Raw genomic sequence first — 20,569 nt, 5'->3', positions numbered from 1 at the left:
CTGCGGCCTTCGGCCGGAGGAGTATGAATTCGTGAAGTATGATCCAGCCCCGGCGGCGCGAGACTAGAAAGTATTCGCGGCATCGCAAATCATATCTGGGGCCGGCGTACGATAGCGGACCACGAATGCGCAGCTGCTTCGATTGAAGCGGCCCCGGCTGAGGGCATTGGGGGGCTTCTAAAGGCCGGGGCCGCATGCCGGCTACGGGGACACCGGCGTGAAGATAATCGTATGCCGCTGCAGGCGTTCCTCATAAGGAGCCGTCCATGCATTTCGTATTGATGAATGCCGACACTGACAGATACCGCCGTCAAGCCAAGGCTAGTCTCGATGAGGCGCAGAGGGCGACACGCGTCCAGGACCTGGAGGCATGGCTGAAGCTGGCCGAAGAGTGGATGGAGATGGCGGAGGCAGCGCAACGACAGAGCTCCTATGAGAACTAGGCGTCATGGTGGACAAGAAACAGCCAGCGAAGCCTGTAGCCAACGAGGATGCGCCTCAACCCGAAGATACGCGGAAGATAGTCCGCGAGTATATTGAGGCGCAGCGGAAGCTTTTGGAGCAATTCCGGCGCAAGCTGAATTGAGCCCGCAATCGAGATTGATGATGGAATCGAAGCGAGCGCGAGCTACTGCCGGTCGTGGGTGTGGATAGCGGGGCTCGTCATCACGAAGAGTGTCTTGCCGCTTCGCGCGCTCCCTCCACAAGATGATGACGGACAGCACAGCGGCGACGGCGAGTTGGCCTGCGAAAGCGCCCAAGGGGGCGCGAAGCATCATCGCTCTCACGTGTGCAGATGGGATTTTTGAGATTAAGGAAGGAATAGTCGCGACGAAGTATTTGATTTGACGTGGTGAGCGCGCTGGGGCTCGAACCCAGGACCCCGTGATTAAAAGTTATATGCTCTAGGATTTCCGCGAATTTCATTGGTTTACCCATCTTTCCCGACTGGTGCGGAACTCCTATATTTGGAGGGCTACGGAGCATTCCGTTTGTTGCTCTGACTTTCCCGGAATAGCCTCCTATCTGCTTACCGGGCGCTTACCCGGGCGATTCGCTGCCAAATTGGGATCATTGGGCCATGAAAGCCAGACTGACGAACGGAACCGTGAAGGATCTGGCGGCACATCCTGGCCAAGACCGGACCATCTACTGGGACGAGACGCTGCCCGGCTTTGGCGTCATGGTCATGGCGTCCGGCGCGAGGAGCTACGTGGTTCAGTACCGGAACCTGCAAGGCAAATCCCGGCGCATGTCGCTCAGCTCCGTCCTCAAGGTCGAAAAGGCCCGCAAGGAAGCAATGGGCATCCTGTCCGAGGCAGCCAAGGGCGCGGACCCCCTGGAGGCAAGGCGCAAGGCCGCGGAGAAGGTCGGTAATACCCTCAAAGCCGTCGGCGACGATTATCTGGCGAGGGAGGGGAAGGCGCTCCGCAGCATCGATCAGCGGCGGGACCATCTTGAGCGGCTGGTATTCCCCAAGCTCGGCCGCAAGCAGATCGCGGACATCAAGCGCTCCGAAATAACTGCGCTCTTGGACCGGATCGAGGACGAGCAGGGGCCCGTGATGGCGGACGCCGTCCTGGCAACCATCAGGCGGGTGATGGCATGGCATGCCGGCCGATCCGATGACTTCAGGTCCCCGATTGTTCGGGGCATGGCCCGCACCAAGCCGAAGGAACGGCGGCGCTCCCGCGTCCTGTCCGACGATGAGCTAAGGGCCGTTTGGAAGGCCGCAGAGGCCGGCACAAACGTCTTTGACTACTTGGTGAGGTTTATCTTGCTTACGGCCACCAGGCGCAACGAGGCGGCCCGCAAGCGCGACAAAGAGAATGCAACGGACGGATGGATCATTCCCGGAAGCCGGCACAAGTCAAAGCGCGATTTTCTACTGCCTATGTCGGCGGCGGCTCAGGCGCTGGAAAAGGCGGTTCCCAAGATCGGCCGTCGCGGGCTGATCTTCTCGACCGACGGGCAAACGCCGATTTCCGGGTTCTCCAAATTCAAGGCCGATTTCGACACGCGGTGCAAGGTCACCGGCTGGACGCTGCACGATCTGCGGCGCACGGCGCGGACGCTGATGTCCCGGGCGAAGGCGGATCCCGATCACGCCGAGTTGGCGCTGGGGCATGTGATCGCAGGCATCCGCGGCACGTATGACGTACACGCCTACAGAGACGAAAAACTAGCTGTGTTCGAAGCCCTCGCGGCTCAGATTGAGCGAATAATCAATCCGCCGCCGTCCAACGTCCTGCAATTCGCTGAGGCGAGGGTTGAGCATGGCTAAAGACGAAGCGCGGCGCTTTGCAGACCAGATTGATGGGCTTGACGCTCTCCCGGAAGATCCCCGCACTACTCAAGACCGTGAGAAACTGGAGCGCTGGCAGGCATTTGCAATGGCGCCTTGGTCGCGGCCCGCAAATCTTTCAGAGGCTGTCCCCCAAGCAGAAGCGAAGCGGGTACTTTGGCTAATCGACGCTATCGATATGATGGCGTTTGGCCCCGACGCTCCGCCGGGGGACGCTTTAGAAGCTGGAGCTCGACGATTGCAGGCGTGCAGGGCTCTATGCCGTGCAGCGGCAGAGCAATCATTCCCTTTGTTCGGGATGCTTGGCGAGACGGCCGATAGGCTGGAGACAATCCCGGGCGCCTATCTCACCGTCGATTACCGCATAGGCTCCGGCCACAACGTTCTCGAAAGGGACGGATCGAGCGTCCCCGAGAGCGATGACGCCCAATTCGATCGGCTGCACAAAGCCAAATGGTTTGAAGTGCAGATAGGTGACAAGAGGCAGTTTCTAGCGTGGCTTTCCGGCGAGGCCGAGCCGATCGTGCCAAACGCCGGGCCCGTCGTGACCAGCGGGCGAGCGGCCGTTTACCGGGCAATCCAGGAAGCGTTCAGGACAAAATTTCCCAACGGACTTCCGGCCGGCACGAGCTCGCAAGATAGAGATGACGAAATCAATAAAGCAGTGCGCGCCATACTTCGCCGAGATGTAAGTACGCGGACCATTCAACGGGCACTCAAAGAAATGTAGAGCGGGCAAACATCTGTCGCGAGCTGTCGCCAACTGTCGCGAACGACCACGCGATATTGCCACTGGTTGCTGGGATACTCCTCACGTTGACAGCGAATCCGTGAGGAGAAAGACAAATGCACACCGACCGCCCGCTGCGTCGCACCGAGGCCGCGGCATACGTCACTGAAAAATTCGGAATCCCGTGCTCGCCCAAGACCTTGGCGAAGCTGGCTTGTGTCGGCTCGGATGGGCCGCCCTTCCGGAAGGCCGGAAGGTTTCCGCTCTATGCCACCGAAGGGCTGGACGCATGGGCGCGGGCCAAGATCGGCCCCGAGATCCGCAGCACCGCCGAACTCCGGCAGGCCGCCTAAACCACAAACCCCGGAAGTCCGACGCACGGCCGAAAAAATAGGCCGGCGACGAGGTCACCGGCCTAACCAACAGTTTGAGTATCCGATGAAACCTTTAACCGAAAGCCCGTCCTCGGGCAACCACAATTCGACCTCCGCCGAACAATTAACGCGCGATCTTTTCGACCGCGGCGAGCCGAAGTATCCCGCCGCGCCTGGCTACCGCAAAGGCTCCGATACTTCCCGCGAGGCCGCGGAGAAAATCGCCCCGGTGGCGTCAACATTGCGCGGTCGTGTAGCGCGATTGTTCAAGGAAAACTTCCCAGGAAGCTTCACGGCAGACGAAGCGGCCAAGTCACTGAATTTGAGCCCGTTTGCCATCCGTCCGCGCGTCACCGAGCTGGCCGCCGCGGGCTTGCTCGAAAAGACGGGCGAGCGGCGCTCTAACCCGCACAGCACCATGCGCGCGAATTGCTGGCGGGCCGCCGGGCCACTCCTGGATCAGGAGGACCGCTGATGACTTCGCGCATTGTCAGAGCGTTGCCCAAGGATGCGCAGCACCGGTTGATTGCGATCCGGTACAACATGGACGCGCGGACACGCGCCCGGAAATCCGTTGCCCCGCTTCGCCTTCGCGAGCTGGAGCGGATATTTCAGTATTGTTTCGGCAAGTTCCTCCCGAATGACGATGACGGCCGGCGCATGCTTCAGGTCTATGCAGACTGCCTGCCCTTCGCAAAGGGGAGCGTTCTGGAAAGGCTCACGGGTTTCATCAACGCCCGCGCACCATGGGCAATTCTGGAAGCGGAGGCCATGGCGGAGGCCGCAGAGATGGCCGCGCGCTGGCTTGATGCTGACAAAATGGCAAACCGCATCGGCCTATCTCTCCCCGATCGCGAATTGCTCAAAATCCGCACCATCGGCGCCGTCGGCGTGACCAAGCGCCAGCGCACCGCCATGCAGAAAGAGAAACGGCGCAATCGCGATACCAAGCGACGGCGCGACAACGGGGCAAAGCCGCGGGTAGAATACGAAGCCCAGAGCATCAGCCGGGCCGAGCCGTGGAAGGCTGAGGGGATTTCCCGCCGCACCTGGTACAGGCGCCAAGCCAAGGCAGTTGGCACAAGTCCGCACCATGTTTCTTTCTTATATATAACTAGGTGCGCACCTGTGCCAAAGAGTCCCTGTAGCGGGCGAGATGCGCTTCGCGCCGGCCCCAGGGGGCCGTGGCCTAAAGGCCTTCGCTGTTCCGAGCAAGCGGATGGGCTGGGTATTTATTTCGGGGAAGAAAGAAGGGCGCGGCCCCAGGCGGTGGCAGCATGAGCACTCGCATGCGCTGGGACCGACGCCGTCCGGTCTATCGGCCTTGGTACGATCGCGACCTGAACCCCTTTGAGCGGGGAGGGGCCCCCCATAGGCAAGCTGTCCGGCCAAAGGCTAAGCCGAAACCCGCCCAAGCCGAACCTGCCTCTGTGAAAACGCCCCTCGAACGGCCTACGGTGGCCGCTGGCGCGGTTGCCCCGAACCGCACCCTTCGCACCCCAGACATTGCCAAAGCCCGCGAGGCGCTTGCCGGGGCGACGTGGGCCATGGTCCACACAGACGGTGGAGCTTCACCCAACCCGGGACCAGGCGGGTTCGGAGTGATATTGAGATCAGAAGGCCTTGCCGTCGACCTATTTGGCGGCGAGCCCCGAACTACAAACAATCGCATGGAGCTGATGGCCGCGGTCTCTGCGCTAGAGGTGCTGCCGGCCAGGTGCCGGGCAACAATCGTCAGTGACAGCAAGTATCTCATCGATGGGGCAAGCAAGTGGATCACTGGTTGGCGTCGCCGCGGCTTTCAGCGCGATGGCGTCCCCATTCCGAACAGCGATCTATGGAAAAGCCTGGACGCTCTCATGGTGGATCGGTCGATCTTTTGGCGATGGACCAAAGGGCATGACGGCGACGTAGCAAACGAGCTTGCCGACCGGCTGGCGACGCTCGGCCGCACGGGTGTCCTGGCATGAATGAAACGACCGATCATAACCGCCTGATCGAACTCGAGCGTGCGGACGCGGCGCGGCGCGCCATTGAGTTCATGATCCGAAAGCTCGAGGATTGGGGGACGAATGCCCTTTACGGCAAGGCCGTCAAAGCTGCCGTGAAGCTAATCCGCGAAAAATGGGCTTACGAATTTGCCGAAACGGTAACTGACATCGGCCGTATGCCTGTTGTAAATGTAGGCCACGGCGCGCAAGAGGCGCCGCGCGTGGAGTCCGGAAGTCACGCCCGGAGCTTTGATCACTAGTTGAATGATCCCGTGCTCCCGGTGGAGCTGCCTGGCAGGCGCGCAAGTCTGCTGCCGGAGACCGCGAGGCGACGAAGCGGACGCCATGGGGGATGCAGATAGCCTCCCCGCAAATCACTCGACCGCATGGCAATCGAGAATCCCGACGACGAACTGACTTCCCCGAAAGGTGGAGCATGCAGGACGGCAAGACTCGCTTCAGCGAGATGATGAATCTGCGCCTGACAACGCCATTGGCCGACGCCATCAAGCGCGGCGCCGACAAGCGGGTGCAAACCTACGCCGACTATGTCCGCGCGGCCACCGTTGAGCGGTTGCGTGCCGACGGTATTGAAATCGACCCACTTCAATGAAGAACCCCGGAGCCCCTGTGCGCAAATTCTTATTGTTCCTTCCAGTAGTTTGGTGCGTTCTCGTTCCTGCGAGCGCCTGGGCCGGGTCCATGTCGCTGCTGGGCGTGGGGAAGGCTGGGGCGCTCCCAGGACCTCCGACCCTGACCTACAACACGACCGGAGCGGCATCGGGTACCACAGCGCAAACCCTTGCAGTGACACTGCCGTCGTCCGGAGGCCCGTTCTGGGTTGGCGTTTTGACAACCATCAGACCATCTCCGGTGATCAGTTCTATCACCTTGACGAACAGCAGCGGTACGTCGTCTTGCATCATCGATTCGCAGAACGGTGATAATTCGACCATCCCAACGGTCGGCGTAGCGCACTGTCTGACAAGCGCCGCCGACCCAGGCGCATCGATTTTGACGATCAACTACGCGAGCAACCCATTCAACGGAACGATCATCTCCCTGTGGACAGCTCCGTCGTCTGGATTCGCGTCCCTGACGCCAGCCGGAACGACGACTGCCGGCCTCGCCAGCGCTTCTTCGATCAGTGGCAATGCTAATGCCACGACTGGTGGTTTCTGCCTCGCTCTGTCAAACACAGCTGTCATCCTAACCGGACCATCGGCGAGTTCGTCCGGGTCCACATTTACCTATACACAGCGAGCCCTTGCATCGGCGAACGGCCAATCTTACTGGTCGGCTGATGCGCCGGCTTCGTCAACCACGACAGAGACGACCGCCATTGCATGGACGGGAACGGGGCTTCCTACGAGGATTGGACTTTCTGTGGGATGTTGGCGGTGATGCACCAGATTCACCACCAATAACATGGCCGGCGGCTCCAATCTCTCGGCTGCGGTCGGCACCGACACCGTGTTTGTCCCAACTGTGAAATCTTGGTGAAGCCTATGCTGGCACTCGCTGCACTCTTCCACCTCGTCATCATGCCCGCAATGGGGCCAGGCGTTACGCAGGAAACGCGCGACCTCTACAAGCCATTCACCGTCGACCAGAAATTTCAGGATGACGGTGCCTGCCGGGCTCATGCAAAGGACAACTTGGCCCAACACCTGATCGAGCACGGGTTGCCGGAAGGCGCTATCGGCAACTTCGTCTGTACTCAATTCGGGAACTAAGCCTGATCATCGGCAGAGACACTGTGTTCACCCCTAATCCGCGCTCTTGGTGAGGACTCGCAATGGCTGAGATTGATACGTCCCTTTACAGGGAGGCGATGAACTCCGATCCATTTGAGTTCCAGAATAAGCTCCTGGCGACGCAGCGGGCGCGGCAGGAAGTCGAGCTCAACAACATCAGGCTGGCCACCGAGCGGTTCGGCATGGTCAACAGCGCCGCGGCCGGCCTGCTCTCTGACCCGGCCCTCGGTAAGCAAGATATCACGGGAAAGCTCTGGGACACACTCGGCCGGCTCACCAAGGGCGATGCCATGACCGCCCAGCACGCCGTGCAGTTCATGCAGCAGTTTCCCACGGACCCCAGGCAGCAGGCGCAGGCAATTCAGAATGTGCATTCGCAGACGCTAGACGCGGTCCAGCGCGGCCGTGCTTATATCGGCGAAGTGCAAGGCATTCCGATCGGCGGCGGTACCAAGTTCATGCAGCAGCCAGCCTATGGCGGCGCTCCGCCGCGCGATCTCGGCTATGTCGAAAACACGCTTTCTCCCGAAGCAAAGCAGGTCAACCCAGACCTTTCGCAAACCTATGTCGGCCGCACCGGCAACCCGCCGATTCAGGGACCGGCTGGAGCGCCGGTGAACCTACTCGGCAACTATGGCCCAGGTCCGTCGTCGTCGGGGCCATCGCGGCAACCCATCAGAGAGCGCAACGGCGCCCCCGTGCGGTCGTCGGCTCCGGCGCGGACCCTTGCTCAGCCCGGCTCGCCTTACGCAGCATCGCCCGCGGCGCTTCCCTCGGGGCGCGTCATGGCGGCCCCGCCCCCCGGGGAGGCAGAGGCGAAGCGCGCGGCCGGCGAAGGCGCGGGCGGTGCGCTTGTGAGCGCGCGGCAGCGGGGCATGAACTACCAGCAGGAAGTCTATCCGCTCGAGCAGGCAATTCCAGCACTGGAGAAGCTTGGCACCCGCGGCACCGGCCCCGGCACAGAGAGCGTCAACAATCTCAAGTCGTTTGTCCTTTCGAACATTCCCGGCGCCGATTTCCAGGGGCTCAAGGATGAAGTCGCGACCTACGACAAGGCGAAAAAATACCTGGTCGACTTCGTCAATCAGAACGGCAGCGCCGGGACGAACGACAAGCTGGCCGCCAGCTTCGCCGGCAACCCATCCGTCAACATCTCCAATGCCGCGGCGGTTGATGTAGCCAAATCAGCGCTCGCCCTCCGTCGGATGAAGCAGGCAATGCTTGCCGCTTTCGAGCAGTCCGGACTGCCGGAATCCGAGTTCGGCAAGTTCGCCTCGAAGTGGAACGTTACAGCGGATCCTCGCGCCTACGGCTTCGACATGATGACGCCAGCGCAGCGCAAAGCGGTCATCGAAAGCCTGCCGAAGGGCAAGCGAGAGCTATTCATGCTCAATGTGCAGGACGCGGCGGAGCAAGGTCTGATCAAGGGGCCGAAGTAACATGCCAAATTTTGACGAGAAGGCTTTTCATAGTCGCTGGGGTACGGGCGGAGCGAGTGAACCGGCGGATGTACCCGGCACCCGTGTTCTGGATCCCAAGGCGTTCGAAAGCCGGTGGCTGGCTGAGCCGAAGCAGACTGCCAAAAGCACGGCGACCGAACAAAGCGTTACGGAAGGACTTATGCGTGCCGCCGCGCGAGGCGTTCCGATCATCGGCGGTGTCATGAAGAAACTGGACGCTGCAACCAATGCGGCGCTCGCCCCCGCGATCGACCCGCTTTTGCCGGAGGGATATGAGAAGCTGCCGGGAGCGACATACGGGGAGCGCTATCGGCAAGCCCTGGAGATTCAGAACCGCAAGGATACAGCTTTCCAGGAAAGTCATCCGATCGCGAACGCCGCGGCGGAGACTGCGGGAGGCGTAGCCGCTACGCTGCCGGTTGCCGCAACTGCCATCGGCGCTCGGGCACTCGGGATGACGGGCAACCTGGCAACCCGCGTCGCTTCCGGCGCCGCTTCAAATGCGGCCATTAGCGCAACAGATACTGCCGTGCGAAGTGGTGGGGATATTGGGCAGACCGGAACAGCTGCAGGGGTTGGCGGCGTGGTCGGCGGGTTCTCGCCCTTTGTCGCCCGTGTGGTTGGCGCTGGCGTCAACAAGGTCATGGCACCGGCGGCGGATCGCGCGACCAACTATCTGCTTTCGCGCGCGGAAGCGCTGGGCATTCCAATCCGCCCTTCGCAAGTGAGCACGTCTCCGTTCGTCAACAAAATGGATCAGATGGTTCCGAAGATCCCCGGCTCCGGCATGGGCGCGGCGATCGACGAACAGCGGCTCGGCTTCAACCGCGCAGTTGCGCAGACGTTCGGCGAGAACGCCACGCGCATCACGCCCGATGTCATGGCCGCGGCCAAGCGCAGGATCGGCAGCGAGTTTGACGCGATCGAGCGTGGTACGACGGTACGTTTTGACCGCCCCTTGGCCGGCAGACTGAGCTCGGTGCTAAACGATGCGAGCAGCGTGCTCGAGCCGCAACAGATGGCGCCGATCGCTAACCGCATCACCGAGATTTCCAACCTGGTGAAAAGCGGCGAGTTTGACGGCAAAACGTTCAACAGCATGCTCAAGAACGGGGCGCCGCTGAATCGCTTGCAGAAGGCGACGGACCCCAACGTGCGCTACTATGCGGGCCAGATCCGGACGGCCCTGCAAGACGCGCTCGAGCGATCCGCGCCGGCCGACATGGCGCAGCGCTACAACATGGCGCGGTATCAGTACCGCAACATGAAGACGGTCGAGCCGCTGGCAGAGAAGGCCTCAACGGGCGACATCTCGCCAACCCTGCTATTGAACGAGGTGCGGAAAGCCAATCCCAATTTTGCCTATGGCGGGGGCGGGGACATCGCCGACATTGCGCGCATTGGGCAGCGCTTCATGAAGCAGCCGCCGGACTCCGGAACGCCGCTCGGGACGAAAGTCCTGGACACATTCGTGCACGGCGCCCCTGCCATTGCCGGCGCGGCGCTTGGTGGCGGTGCAGCGGCTCACGGCGACTTCAACCCGGTCTCTGATATTGGGCTTGGTGTCGGCGGCATGCTGGCAACGGCGCTCGCGGCCCGTGGCGCCGGCCGGGTGATGCTGAATCCGCAAATGATCGAGAATGCGCTAACGCGCTCGCAAGTGCTTACCCCAACCGCGGCCAATCGGCTGATGCAGGTCCAGCAGCCGGAGGAGTCCCGCTAGTCGTGGACGTGCTCTTGAGGGGAAGTCTTTGAAGCGGCAATGACCAGATAGCCGATCAGGAGCGCCCCAACCAAAAGACCAGCGGCAACTTTGGGACCGGCGACCGCGACCAGAACGAAGAAAATCGCTAGGTAGAGAAAATTGAGCATCATGACGACCAGCTCCGGAGCCACCCTTGCTTCAACGTTAAGCGACCTGCCGTCGTTCGTAAAGGACTTGCGCGCCCCAGGTGCCCCGCTTCCCGCTCTGCATTACTGGCAACCGGAGCGCACCGGGGACGAGGACGCGGACTACCGCATGGGCCGCAGCTACTTCCTGGAGGCTGTCAGGGCGTCGCAGCCGGGCACGGGAATGCTTCTGCCCTATATCGTCATGGCGATGTACGGCCACATTGGCTCGGTGGAGCACGGCTTTCTGGACGCCATGCTGGAAAAGGCGGAGGTCGGCGCCGCGGCTCCCCGGCTCACCGACGGGGAGATGGCAGCCGATAGGGACGTGCTCCTGGAGGAGCGCGCCCATGAGCAGGAAATGGCCGACGCCATCGCCTGCCGGAAATGGGCCCCCGACATGATGAAAGTCTGCCTGTTCGCAATGCTTGCGGGTGTCGACGGCGAGCACGTCGGCGCCGCTATCACAATGATCGCAAGAACGGCAATCAACGGAACGAGGAGCTGAACGATGTACGCCAATCCCCTTCGGCAGGAATACGAGGCGCTGGTCGGGCGCTTGCGCGAGCACTACGGCAGCAGCGTTGAAATCGGGGGCTACGATCACAACAGCCTGCTCCGGCTCCGTCAGCTCGACGCCAAGCGCGAGGCGGCGGTGGCCGCTCAGAAGGCCGCTAAACCGCTCAATGATGCAATGGCGCAACTCAATCGGGAGCATCAGCGCGCCGTGAAAGCCTGGCAACTGATCGGAGCGGGGCAGAAGCGGATCGCCGAGCACAAGCGCGCCCATCAGATCCTGGGATTTGATCTGGCTTTGCTGGAGCCGGTTTCGATCCCGGGAAAGGTTGAAGCCGCCGCAGAGACGATCGAGGCATACGACGCCGCAACGGCCGAAATGTCGCGGGTTGCTACCGCGATCGAGAGCAAGGCGCGAAAGCTCAACAGCGCCGCGGCGCAATGGGAGCAGTTCACGCCCGACCAGCAAAACCGGGCGTTGATCCTGGCTATCGCCGATCGGCTCGGAATGTGAATGCCGGCTGCACAGAAGGCTAGCAAGGGCGATCCCGATACCCGGGCCTTTCTGGCCTCTCTAAACCTTGTCGAATGGGGCGCCGCGCTGGAAGCGGCCAAGCGGCTCCTAATTGCCCTGGATGCACCACCGGTCGCGCCTGATGCCCTGGTGCGCCTTCAAAAGCTGATCCGGTATCACGGCGAGCAGTACACCACGCTGGTCATCCGGACGGTCATCGAATCCGATGGGAACGAGCTCGCCCTGATCGAGCCGGTGATCAGCGCCGTTTCCGACGTCATGAGACGTCACCCCGAATGGCCGGAAAAGGGTGTTGCCTGGATCGAGGCTTTCGACGGGATTCCCCTTCTCCAGATTGTCGAGACCATGCGCGGCCTCGAAATCTTCCGAGAGACATCAATCGGAACCTATCTTGCGGTTTCGCTCGAAAGCCGGCTCGCGAGGCTGTTCACGATCTCCCCGGCACCAGAGGTGGCCCCGCCGGCCAAGATCCCAATGTCCCAGGCCCGTATCCCCGTGATCCTGGCAAAGGTAAGATTGGGGCTCGAGCTGGCAGCCCTCAGGGACCGTACACCGAACAATCGGAAGTTCGGCGAGCTGGCGCGGGCCAAGTGCGATCTTGCGGCCTCCGAGGTCTCGGAATTAATCCGCGTCGCCCGCGCCTATGGCGATCGGGAGGAAATCATCTCCCGGCTATCATGGGCGGCCCTGGTCATCCTGTCGGGCTCGACACTGTCGACACCGACCAGACAGAGCATTGAAAAGCGCATCCTGGCGGGCGAGCGCATCAGCCCAAGGCAGATCGTGGAAGCCGGCAAAGCAAAGGCAACATCCCGCGCCAAACCAAGCGCCAAACGGCTATCGGCGGCTGCAAAACCGGCACCCAAGTGCAGACAAGCTGGGGGCCTCTCAGCGGGCCTCTAATGGCTTCCTGGAGGCTATTGGCCGGGACGGCTCGAGATAGCACTTCAACAGCACAATTTAGACCGTCCCCCAGCTTGAAAAACAATCAAGGCCGGCAGTCCCTAAAGTGGGGCCGAATAGGAGCCCATCTCGTTAAACAAACGGTAAAAAAGGGAAACCGAGCCCGGTTCCGGGTGAATGGAAATGAACGGCCGGCGCCAGCAAAATAGAGCCCGATACTGAAGCAAAATGTAAACATTTGTGAACATACCGGGCACGCATCCCAGATGAAACCAAATGAAAACATATATGGCGTTTGCCGGTGACGCACCGGCCAGCTGGCCAAGCGCCAGAGACAGACCCCAAGCCGCCACAGTGCCTCCGGGCCCGGCAAGCATCGCGGGACAGTCCAGAGCAAAGCGCCCCAGCGCCATGGCATGGTAAGGCATTTGAAACCCGGGAGGCGTCCCGGGTTTCGCTTTTTTTCTGCCCCCCGAAATCAAAGCATTTCAAAGCAACGCTGACTTATTGCCAGAGGCCTTGGTCCGCGGAAATCCGTTCAACCAACGAAGTCTGACTGTCTCGGAACGCGGGTGCATCCAGGGATATCGGGCCATACTTGGTGGGGAACATGCGATGGGTGCTGCGCAAGAACTCACGATATCGGCGCGGTGCGTCCTCAATGGACAGCTGCCCCTCCAAGATCGCAAGAATCATGTCACCCACAACGTCTTTGCGTGTGTGATAGTCCAGATACCGCGGAACGGCGCGATCGACCGCTGTGAATATTTCGTGTGACGGCGCCGCAATGATGCCGGTCAACGTTGGGCCGCGTAGGATTGGCTTACGCGCGATCAGCCTGATTGGATTGTGCAGGCTATTCCTCAAAAAGAGGGGCTTTAAGACAGCGTCGATTTCGGGGTTGTCTCGCATCGCATTTTTGAGCGGTCCGAGCGCCATGACGCGCTGGCTGCTGCGGTAGCTCGTGAGCTTGTACATCGACGCGCCGGCTTTGGCCCGCTCGATGACATTGGCGACGTCATCCACCTTGTAGCTTCTGGTGTGCTCATAGCCTCGCTCGCAGATCAGGCAGCGGCGTATCTGCCATTGGCCTTGCTTGAGGGTGCGCACGACTGACGTTTCCGCGGTAAGAAGGTGCCCGTTTCGACAATGCGTCTTTGCCATCATCTTCTCACGGCATGTCCTCACCTTGCGGGCGGTGGTGTTCTCGTGAGACTTGCGGATGGTGTCGGCCCACCATTCAGGGCGCTCCGCCTTCAGTATGTCGCGGAAGTGTGTGCTGACCGGACAGTCCCGTAATGTGCCGCCCCCATCCAGGTGAGCTGTGATCTTGGCGGCATTGCCATCGTTATCCGGAACTGACGGTATTCGTCCGACCTTCCGCTTTGTCGCGGCCGAAGTTTTTGCCTCACACCATACGCTTGTCTGTTGTTCGATTTTCATAGCCAAGCCTTTCTCATTGGGTGATGCCGGCAACACGCCGACGGCTGATTGACCTCCTGAGTCGAGGCATGCCAGCGGCACGCCGCGCCATCAGAAAAGCGCAGTCCGGTAGGCTTGTGATGACTCTTGAGTCGTTGAGTCGCACAGGGACGCCAACTAGGACGCCCCCGCGCGATGCATAAGTGATTGCCCCAATCAGTGACGGGCCGACGTGCCGGGCGGATCGAAAATCGACCCGTTGGGATCATTGAGCAGGGTGGCGCGGTTCAAGCCCTTGAAGAGCTCGCCGCCCTCCAGCGCGGCGACGAATTGCGCACCCTCGGTTTTCTTGTCGCCCTTGATGGCGCTGGCCGCGACGATCGCGCCCCCCATGAGTGACTGCAAGATGCCGCCGATTTCGAACAGGAAGCCCATGGCGACGCCATCGATGCCGCGCCACCGGGGGACGGCCAAGTGACCTTGCGGCCGGCTGGCAAGGTCGCGCCCTGCTAGGGCCATGGCCGAGACGATCGCCGCCAGCTCGGAGGCGCCGGCATTGTACGCCATCATGGGGAGGAAGGCTCGAGCGTACTTCTTGCCGGTGGCCAGATCCTGCGTGTAGTTGCCAGACGGAGTCACGCTCCAATAGTTCACGCCTCCGCCTTCGCCCTCAGAGTTCAACTTGATGAACGGGAGCGCATTGCGCAGCACAGTGGCCGCCGGAGCTTTCTTAGCGCGCGCCTTCTGGGTTGCCTTCCTGCTCTTTCGAGTGTTGGCTTTCTTGGCCATCGGTAAAATCCTCTCAGGTTTTGAAATCGGTGGTGAAGCCGACGCGGGCGCCGCGAATCGTCCGCGTCGGTACTGGCTTTGCGGGCGCGATCCTCCTCTGATAAGTTTTGACAAGGTGGCGAGTGGGCCGGAGACTGAGCGGATGGTTCCGCCCTCGCTCAGTCTCTGGCGCGTGATTGCTACTCAGACCAGCCGAACAGCTCAGGCCAAAGCGGATCGAAGTGATCGCACAGGCCCTGGAATGCTTCCTGCGCTGCGCTCGCGACCAGCTGGATATGCAGCCGCGGCCAAACTGCCGTTGCTTGGACCTGTGGCGTCCAATGGCTCGACATAAACCCTTTGCGCACGTCCTCGATTGTCTCGTGATAGAACTCCTCGCACTGCCCGACCGTGCCGAACCGGAGGGCGAGCACGCCAATTTCGCGCTGTTGCTCAGGCGACAACCTGTCCCACGCCTTGCCGGCGTCGAATGACGCGAGCTCATTGAATGTCGGGAGCCGATCGGAAAGCGGGATTTCCTCGGTCGCGGCGCCGCCGGTGTCATTCGCAGCGGGAGCACGTCGGACAGCGATCACAGTTGCCGCGTTCCAGATCGCTTTGCGCTGGCGTCCGGCCTTCTCAAGCGAGACCTCGACCTTGCCGCGCGGCGTTGCAACGCCAGCGCTCACACCGAGCACGGTTTCGTTGGAGCCGGTAACGTCGCCCTTGAGAAGCAGGCGAGCCGGAACGCGAATGCGGGTGTCGCTGATGGTGGGGGAAAGCATCCTCTTGGCTCCTTATGCCCAACGTTGCGGGGGAAGTTCGAAGGCGGGCGCCAAGCCAGTGCGAGCAACGCGGGCCTCGGCGAAGCCGCTGCGCATCTGGAGCGCGAGGTAATAGGCGTAAGGGCGGTTCACGTGATGGGCGCGACCGCGGCAGGACAGCTCGTCGGCATAGTCGGCCTTCGCGCGAGCGTGCGCCTCGGTCATGATCCTGGAGCGGAGGGCTGCGGCCGGAGATTGCGTGACCGCGCGGCGAGCCTTTGCAGAGCGGGTGGTGAAGGTGGCTGAAGGCATAGCTTCGCCGTTCACCGGCAAGGTGCTGTTGCTCACTGGGGTTGCTCTCAGGTTCTGTATTTGATAGAAATTCTATTATCATGCGACGGCGATGCAATCAATAGAAATTCTATCAAAGAGGTTGGAATGTTTTCGGTTCGTCAAATGAAGGCCGCCCGAGCTCTTCTCGCTTGGTCCCAGGGCGACCTGGCAAAGGCGTCCGGCGTATCAGAGCCAACGATCGCTCGCCTGGAGTCAGAGGATGGGGAGGTTGGTGGACGGACTGAAACGGGCGAAAAGCTACGCTCGGCCCTCGAAAAAGGAGGTGTAGAGTTCATCCCGGAGAATGGCGGCGGCGCCGGGGTGCGTCTAAAAAAGAAAGCTGCGAGACGGTAAGGTTGCCCTCGCCCCAATTCCGCTTGCTCTCGCCTTCCAGTTGCGGTTCGATGCCATCTAATCTTGGGGGGCAAGATGATGCGAATGATCGCCGCGGTGGTAATTTCCGTAGCTACGTCAATTTGGCCGTCTTTGGCCTATCCATCTGATTACTACAAAGTCCAAGTGACTCGTAAAAATCAGGATCTGTACGAAGTGGTTGGGCAAGGCGTGTATGTCATGACGCGTTATTGCTATGAATACGTCTACTCCGGCGATGCCATTCTTAAGATCGATGCGACTGCCGGTTATACGATTGGTGAAATCATCTTCGTCGAAAATGGCAGCAACAAGTGTGACGTCGCCAAGCTTCTGCGCTAGCGGTGTATGACTTGCAAATCCAGTTGCTAACGATCGTTCACAGACTTGGTGAACTATTCGAATGCACCGAGCACACGGCTGAACGCCGGGTGAGTGTGGTTCTTCACTTTGAAACGGTCACTTTTGCCCAAGTGCATCGGCGGCGTATCAAAAGTGCTTCGGCAAGCCGGCCTGCTTGAGGACGGCGTTAGCGGTATGACGCGACTTGATGTTGTTATCAACGACGAAGCGGCGTTCGGTGATTGGGCTGAACCAGATCTCGTGGTCGCCGCGGCCTTGACGAACGAAGTAACACTTCGCCTCCGCCAGAATGTCTTTCAATTCTGGCGTCAGGCTTTTCATGCAGCTCGCGAGTGGGTGACGCGACGCGAGAACGAGGCGACGACCTCGACGGGAACGTCGATGTCGCGATCGTCATCTTCAGTAAGCAGATCGAGGATCAGGCCTGGGAGCTTCCGGTCGAGGTCGTCGAGGCTGGCGGCTTCGGTGACGAGCCCCGGTAAATCAGGACTTTCGGCGACCCAAACCTTAACTTCGTCATCCCAGGTGGCGCGGACGAGAATGAGGCGGTCTGACATTTTCACGGAACCCTTGTGTGGAGACTCCACGGGAGCACTACGAGATAGTTTCATGTTGATTGTCAACAAGGGGTTTACTGGCAGGTTCCGAGCCTTGCGCGCGTGCTGTGGGGAAACCTCGGTTCAATTTGCTTACCCGGCGCTTACCGAGCCTCAGATCAACCATAAAAACAGAGCGATAAGATTGCAGGAAAGCTTTGTAATTTCAACGTGGTGAGCGCGCTGGGGCTCGAACCCAGGACCCCGTGATTAAAAGTCACGTGCTCTACCGGCTGAGCTACGCGCTCCCATGGCCGCTGATGGCTTCGAAAGAGATGGCCATCGTGATCGGACATTCGAGAGGCATGTCTTGCCGCTGCGCTTGAGATGGCGTCGCGGGGAAAACCGGCTGTTTCCGGATCATGCCTTCGGCTCGCGCTGTGTAGGGGGAGTGGCTGCGGAGGTCAATAGTGCGGGTGGTTGCCGAAGATCGCCGCAGAGGCGGGGTTTCGTTCGTGGAATCCTTGGCTTAAGCCGTGATTCTCAACCTGATTGGCGGGACGCCGTCCACGAACTGTTGGAGGTCGGCGGACGACCTGCGCCTGCATGGTCGCCCGGCGATGCGGAGCATCGTCCGGACGCCCGCCTGCGGCGGGCTCCTCACCATGAGGGTCCTTCAATTCGCCTCGCGGCGGACCTCCGTCGGCACGGCTTGCGGCGCGCCCACCGGCGGCAGGGCGACCGGGCGCAGGCCGATCAGCTCGGCAGTGCGGATGGCGCTGTCGCGCCAGAACTGGAACGAGTTGATGCGGCTGAGCTCGAGGACGGCGATGGCGACGGCGGCCAGGAACGGCAGGCTCTGCAGCACGAGGACGCCGGCGAAGACGTAGATCTCGGTGATCTGCTTGTAGCTGTTGGTGGCGATCAGCACGCCGGCGCCTACCAGGAGCAGGGTGCCGATCACCGCTTCCCAGAACGCCTGGAACTCGATCGACATCCGGCTGAGGCCGCCCTTGGAGGTGCGGGCGAAGGCGATGTGCTCGGTGATGAGGCCTTGCGCCACCGCGCGCGACACCGTCCATTGCACGCTCATCGCCGCGATCATGGCGCCCAGCATCTGGCCGGGCTTGATGGCGACGCGGGCGCGGTACATCGACAGGAAGTGTACCAGCGAGACGACGAAGGCGCCGATGATCGGCAGCGTCAGGATCATGTCGGGGATGGCGATGTCGGCGAAGGCGACGATCGGCACCCAGACGAGGTTGAGCAGCGCCACCACCACGCCGAGGCTTTCGGCGCCCAGCCAGTTGAGCCAGCCGAGGCTGTATTCGCGCTTCTGGTCGGGCGTGAGCCGGCTCGCGCCAGGCAGGAAGCGGCGCCAGTGCTTCTTGACGATCTGGAGGCCGCCATAGGCCCAGCGGTGCCGCTGCTTCTTGAAGGCCTCGTAGGTGTCGGGCAGCAGGCCGGCGCCGTAGCGGGTGTTGGTGTAGTGGGTGACCCAGCCGAGCTCCTGGATCGCAAGGCCGAGATCGCTGTCCTCGCAGATCGTGTCGCTCGACCAGCCCCCGGCCATGTCCATCGCGGCGCGGCGGATCAGGCACATCGTGCCGTGCACGATGATGGCGTTGGCCTCGTTGCGCTGGACCATGCCGATGTCGAAGAAGCCGGCATATTCGCCGTTCATGATGTAGTGCATGATCGACAGATCGCCGTCGCGATGCTCCTGCGGCGCCTGCACGAGGCCGACGCGCGGATCGGCGAAAGCGGGCACGAGGTCCTTGAGCCAGTCCGGCTCGACGACATAATCGGCATCGAGGATGCCGATGATCTCGGCGTCGGCCGCGGTGCGGTCCATCGCGATGCGCAGCGCACCGGCCTTGAAGCCCTGCACCTTCTCGGCGTTGATGAACTTGAAGCGTTCACCGAGCGCGCGGCAATGGTCCTGGATCGGCTGCCAGAAGGCGGGATCCGGCGTGTTGTTGATGATGACCACGCATTCGTAGTTCGGATAGTTCAGCCGCGACAGCGCATCCAGCGTCTGCTTGAGCATCTCGACCGGCTCGAAATAAGCGGGGATGTGGATCGAGACCTTCGGGCAGTAATTCTCCGGCACGTTCTCCACCGGCTTGCCCTTGCTGAGCAGCCGTTGCGGCGGCCGGCCGAAGGCCACCGCTGCGATCTCGTCGATGCGCGCCATCGCGATGAGCACGAGCGGAACGAGCAGGATCATGCCGAGCGTCAGCGCGAAGGCCGAGCCGAAGATGAAATAGTGGCTGTTCCAGAAGGCGAACACGGTCGCGGCCCAGGCGCCGACGCCGTTGGCGGTGGCCGAGAGCAGGAAGGCCTGCTTCGCGGTCGCCTTTTCGATCCGCAGGATCGGCAGCGACAGCAGGATGCCGACCAGGAGCGCGATGCCCATCAGCTTCCAGTAATCGGGATTCTCCACCGGGCCGGTCCAGGCGAATTTCGGCTCGCGGCTGGCGTTGAGGACGCCCCAGTAGGGGCCGACGCCGCCTTCGAAGAACTTCCAGGGCTGATCTATGGCTTCGACGATGTTGTATTCCATGCCGATGGCTTCGGCGCGGGTGACGAAGTTGCGCAGGACGAGGGCCTGCTGGAACGGGCCGGGATCGGCGTTGCGCAGATTGTAGCCCTGGCTCGGCCAGCCGAACTCGGCGATCACGATGCGCTTGCCGGGGAACAGGTTGCGCAGGAGGTTGTAGCGGTCGACGGCCTGGTCGACCGCCTGGTCCGAGCGGAAGTTCTCCCAGTAGGGCAGCACGTGCGCGGCGATGAAATCGACGTTGGAAGCAAGGTCGGGATTGTCGCGCCAGATGTTCCAGATCTCGCCGGTGGTGACGGGCACGCGGACCGCGCTCTTCACCTTCTTGATCATGTCGATGAGGTCTTCGACCTTCTGCTCGCCGCGGTAGATCACCTCGTTGCCGACGACGACGCCGACGACGTTGCTGTTCTTGCGGGCGAGCTCGATGGCGGCCTTGATCTCGCGCTGGTTGCGGTCCGTGTCCTTGTCGATCCAGGCGCCGACGGTGACCTTGAGTCCGAACTCGGCTGCGATCGGCGGCACCAGTTCCACGCCGCCCGTGGACGAATAGAGGCGGATCGCGCGCGTCATGGTCGACAGCGTCTTCAGGTCGGCGCGGATTTTCTCGACGGTCGGGATGTTGTCGATGTCGGGGTGCGCCGAGCCTTCGAACGGCGCGTAGGACACGCTGGGCAACAGGCCCCTGAAGTCGGGCGCGGGTTCCTTCTCGCGCAAGACTCCCCAGACGCCTGCATGGAGCGCAGACACGAGCAACAGAACGGCGGCGACAACGCGCATCGCGGCTAAACCAAAAGGGGCTGGGGTGGCAGGGAAGCGGATCTGACCCCGAGATCCGACCGAGTCCGCGGCAAATGGAGCATACCTCTGCCGCGTGGTTTCACAACTGTCATGGCCTCATGTCCTTATGAGGGCATGCCTTTTGGGATGCGCGGCAGTGCCAACCGTCTCTATGGCCGATCGTTCCTGAACGACAGCTGAAACGAC

The 20,569-nt window shown here is 61.5% G+C and carries 26 protein-coding genes and 1 tRNA gene; 17 read left to right on the top strand and 10 right to left on the bottom strand.

Annotation, left to right across the window (positions count from 1 at the left end; all coding sequences use genetic code 11):
- Positions 1 to 266 precede the first annotated feature (266 nt).
- The 9 genes from ASG57_RS37735 (at position 267) to ASG57_RS37730 (ending at position 6,013) form a co-directional block, all read left to right on the top strand.
- Positions 267 to 443 (top strand): hypothetical protein, encoded by a 177-nt coding sequence (locus ASG57_RS37735; protein WP_156402659.1) that lies wholly within the window; start codon positions 267 to 269, stop codon positions 441 to 443.
- Positions 444 to 1,081: 638 nt separating this feature from the next.
- Complete coding sequence (locus tag ASG57_RS12935) at positions 1,082 to 2,284, top strand: tyrosine-type recombinase/integrase (protein ID WP_057196464.1); 1,203 nt, start codon at positions 1,082 to 1,084, stop codon at positions 2,282 to 2,284.
- The gene (locus tag ASG57_RS12930; RefSeq protein ID WP_057196463.1) at positions 2,277 to 3,035 is read left to right on the top strand and encodes a hypothetical protein; all 759 of its coding nucleotides are present in this window, start codon (positions 2,277 to 2,279) and stop codon (positions 3,033 to 3,035) included. The genes ASG57_RS12935 and ASG57_RS12930 overlap by 8 nt, the downstream gene beginning before the upstream one ends.
- Positions 3,036 to 3,151: 116 nt before the next feature.
- On the top strand, positions 3,152 to 3,388 hold the full coding sequence (locus ASG57_RS12925; RefSeq protein WP_057196462.1) for a hypothetical protein: 237 nt from the start codon (positions 3,152 to 3,154) through the stop codon (positions 3,386 to 3,388).
- 85 nt (positions 3,389 to 3,473) lie between these two features.
- Positions 3,474 to 3,884 carry a helix-turn-helix domain-containing protein gene (locus tag ASG57_RS12920; protein ID WP_057196461.1) on the top strand — a complete coding sequence of 137 codons (411 nt, stop codon included), beginning with the start codon at positions 3,474 to 3,476 and terminating at the stop codon, positions 3,882 to 3,884.
- Entirely contained in the window at positions 3,884 to 4,690 is an 807-nt protein-coding gene (locus tag ASG57_RS12915) for a hypothetical protein (RefSeq protein WP_057196460.1), read from the top strand. The genes ASG57_RS12920 and ASG57_RS12915 overlap by 1 nt, the downstream gene beginning before the upstream one ends.
- A 266-nt stretch (positions 4,691 to 4,956) precedes the next feature.
- Entirely contained in the window at positions 4,957 to 5,379 is a 423-nt protein-coding gene (locus ASG57_RS12910; RefSeq protein ID WP_057196478.1) for a ribonuclease H family protein, read from the top strand.
- A complete protein-coding gene (locus ASG57_RS12905; RefSeq protein ID WP_057196459.1) occupies positions 5,376 to 5,660 on the top strand; it encodes a hypothetical protein in 285 nt (94 codons plus the stop codon). Before ASG57_RS12910 ends, ASG57_RS12905 begins: the two co-directional genes overlap by 4 nt.
- Before the next feature lie 176 nt (positions 5,661 to 5,836).
- Positions 5,837 to 6,013, top strand: a complete 177-nt coding sequence (locus ASG57_RS37730) for a hypothetical protein (RefSeq protein WP_156402658.1) — start codon at positions 5,837 to 5,839, stop codon at positions 6,011 to 6,013.
- 145 nt (positions 6,014 to 6,158) lie between these two features.
- Here the strand turns inward: ASG57_RS37730 and ASG57_RS12900 are convergent, their stop codons facing one another.
- The gene (locus ASG57_RS12900; RefSeq protein WP_057196458.1) at positions 6,159 to 6,425 is read right to left on the bottom strand and encodes a hypothetical protein; all 267 of its coding nucleotides are present in this window, start codon (positions 6,423 to 6,425) and stop codon (positions 6,159 to 6,161) included.
- A 483-nt stretch (positions 6,426 to 6,908) separates the two neighbouring features.
- Here ASG57_RS12900 and ASG57_RS12895 point away from each other — a divergent pair, with 483 nt between their 5' ends.
- The 3 genes from ASG57_RS12895 to ASG57_RS12885 all read left to right on the top strand — a co-directional run bounded on the left by ASG57_RS12895 (position 6,909) and on the right by ASG57_RS12885 (position 10,340).
- A complete protein-coding gene (locus ASG57_RS12895) occupies positions 6,909 to 7,136 on the top strand; it encodes a hypothetical protein (protein WP_057196457.1) in 228 nt (75 codons plus the stop codon).
- 62 nt (positions 7,137 to 7,198) lie between these two features.
- A complete protein-coding gene (locus ASG57_RS12890; RefSeq protein ID WP_156402657.1) occupies positions 7,199 to 8,596 on the top strand; it encodes a hypothetical protein in 1,398 nt (465 codons plus the stop codon).
- 1 nt (position 8,597) lies between these two features.
- On the top strand, positions 8,598 to 10,340 hold the full coding sequence (locus ASG57_RS12885) for a hypothetical protein (RefSeq protein WP_156402656.1): 1,743 nt from the start codon (positions 8,598 to 8,600) through the stop codon (positions 10,338 to 10,340).
- On the opposite strand, the gene ASG57_RS37725 is transcribed toward ASG57_RS12885, so the two are convergent.
- On the bottom strand, positions 10,337 to 10,492 hold the full coding sequence (locus ASG57_RS37725; protein WP_156402655.1) for a hypothetical protein: 156 nt from the start codon (positions 10,490 to 10,492) through the stop codon (positions 10,337 to 10,339). The genes ASG57_RS12885 and ASG57_RS37725 overlap by 4 nt on opposite strands.
- Here ASG57_RS37725 and ASG57_RS12880 point away from each other — a divergent pair.
- The 3 genes from ASG57_RS12880 to ASG57_RS12870 are packed head-to-tail and all read left to right on the top strand — an operon-like array spanning position 10,491 to position 12,461.
- Positions 10,491 to 11,015, top strand: coding sequence for a hypothetical protein (locus tag ASG57_RS12880; protein ID WP_057196454.1), 525 nt, complete (start codon positions 10,491 to 10,493; stop codon positions 11,013 to 11,015). The two genes, ASG57_RS37725 and ASG57_RS12880, sit on opposite strands and share 2 nt — an antisense overlap.
- Before the next feature lie 3 nt (positions 11,016 to 11,018).
- Positions 11,019 to 11,537 (top strand): hypothetical protein, encoded by a 519-nt coding sequence (locus ASG57_RS12875; RefSeq protein WP_057196453.1) that lies wholly within the window; start codon positions 11,019 to 11,021, stop codon positions 11,535 to 11,537.
- The gene (locus ASG57_RS12870) at positions 11,538 to 12,461 is read left to right on the top strand and encodes a hypothetical protein (protein WP_057196452.1); all 924 of its coding nucleotides are present in this window, start codon (positions 11,538 to 11,540) and stop codon (positions 12,459 to 12,461) included.
- A gap of 504 nt (positions 12,462 to 12,965) precedes the next feature.
- On the opposite strand, the gene ASG57_RS12865 is transcribed toward ASG57_RS12870, so the two are convergent.
- The 4 genes from ASG57_RS12865 to ASG57_RS12850 form a co-directional block, all read right to left on the bottom strand.
- Positions 12,966 to 13,910: a hypothetical protein gene (locus ASG57_RS12865; protein ID WP_156402654.1), complete on the bottom strand. Its 945-nt coding sequence runs from the start codon at positions 13,908 to 13,910 to the stop codon at positions 12,966 to 12,968.
- A gap of 189 nt (positions 13,911 to 14,099) precedes the next feature.
- Positions 14,100 to 14,672 (bottom strand): hypothetical protein, encoded by a 573-nt coding sequence (locus ASG57_RS12860; RefSeq protein ID WP_057196450.1) that lies wholly within the window; start codon positions 14,670 to 14,672, stop codon positions 14,100 to 14,102.
- Between the two features lie 179 nt (positions 14,673 to 14,851).
- On the bottom strand, positions 14,852 to 15,436 hold the full coding sequence (locus tag ASG57_RS12855) for a hypothetical protein (protein ID WP_057196449.1): 585 nt from the start codon (positions 15,434 to 15,436) through the stop codon (positions 14,852 to 14,854).
- 12 nt (positions 15,437 to 15,448) lie between these two features.
- Complete coding sequence (locus ASG57_RS12850; protein WP_057196448.1) at positions 15,449 to 15,763, bottom strand: hypothetical protein; 315 nt, start codon at positions 15,761 to 15,763, stop codon at positions 15,449 to 15,451.
- 90 nt (positions 15,764 to 15,853) lie between these two features.
- Between ASG57_RS12850 and ASG57_RS12845 the strand changes: the two genes are divergently transcribed.
- Both ASG57_RS12845 and ASG57_RS37720 read left to right on the top strand, forming a co-directional pair.
- Positions 15,854 to 16,102 (top strand): helix-turn-helix domain-containing protein, encoded by a 249-nt coding sequence (locus ASG57_RS12845; protein WP_057196447.1) that lies wholly within the window; start codon positions 15,854 to 15,856, stop codon positions 16,100 to 16,102.
- 84 nt (positions 16,103 to 16,186) lie between these two features.
- Positions 16,187 to 16,462 carry a hypothetical protein gene (locus ASG57_RS37720; protein WP_156402653.1) on the top strand — a complete coding sequence of 92 codons (276 nt, stop codon included), beginning with the start codon at positions 16,187 to 16,189 and terminating at the stop codon, positions 16,460 to 16,462.
- Between the two features lie 147 nt (positions 16,463 to 16,609).
- On the opposite strand, the gene ASG57_RS12840 is transcribed toward ASG57_RS37720, so the two are convergent.
- From ASG57_RS12840 to ASG57_RS12830, 4 genes are all read right to left on the bottom strand, one after another.
- Positions 16,610 to 16,804, bottom strand: a complete 195-nt coding sequence (locus ASG57_RS12840; protein ID WP_057196446.1) for a type II toxin-antitoxin system HicA family toxin — start codon at positions 16,802 to 16,804, stop codon at positions 16,610 to 16,612.
- Positions 16,801 to 17,040 (bottom strand): DUF1902 domain-containing protein, encoded by a 240-nt coding sequence (locus ASG57_RS36640; RefSeq protein WP_082528942.1) that lies wholly within the window; start codon positions 17,038 to 17,040, stop codon positions 16,801 to 16,803. Before ASG57_RS36640 ends, ASG57_RS12840 begins: the two co-directional genes overlap by 4 nt.
- A gap of 211 nt (positions 17,041 to 17,251) precedes the next feature.
- Positions 17,252 to 17,327 (bottom strand) — tRNA-Lys (locus ASG57_RS12835).
- Between the two features lie 368 nt (positions 17,328 to 17,695).
- Positions 17,696 to 20,362 (bottom strand): glycosyltransferase, encoded by a 2,667-nt coding sequence (locus ASG57_RS12830; RefSeq protein WP_024341928.1) that lies wholly within the window; start codon positions 20,360 to 20,362, stop codon positions 17,696 to 17,698.
- Positions 20,363 to 20,569 lie beyond the last annotated feature (207 nt).

The sequence above is a fragment of the Bradyrhizobium sp. Leaf396 genome (genome assembly GCF_001424605.1).
In the GTDB taxonomy this organism is placed as follows: Bacteria; Pseudomonadota; Alphaproteobacteria; order Rhizobiales; family Xanthobacteraceae; genus Bradyrhizobium; species Bradyrhizobium japonicum_C.
Note: the sequence above shows the minus strand (reverse complement) of the source record. Positions and strands in the feature narration are given on the sequence as shown.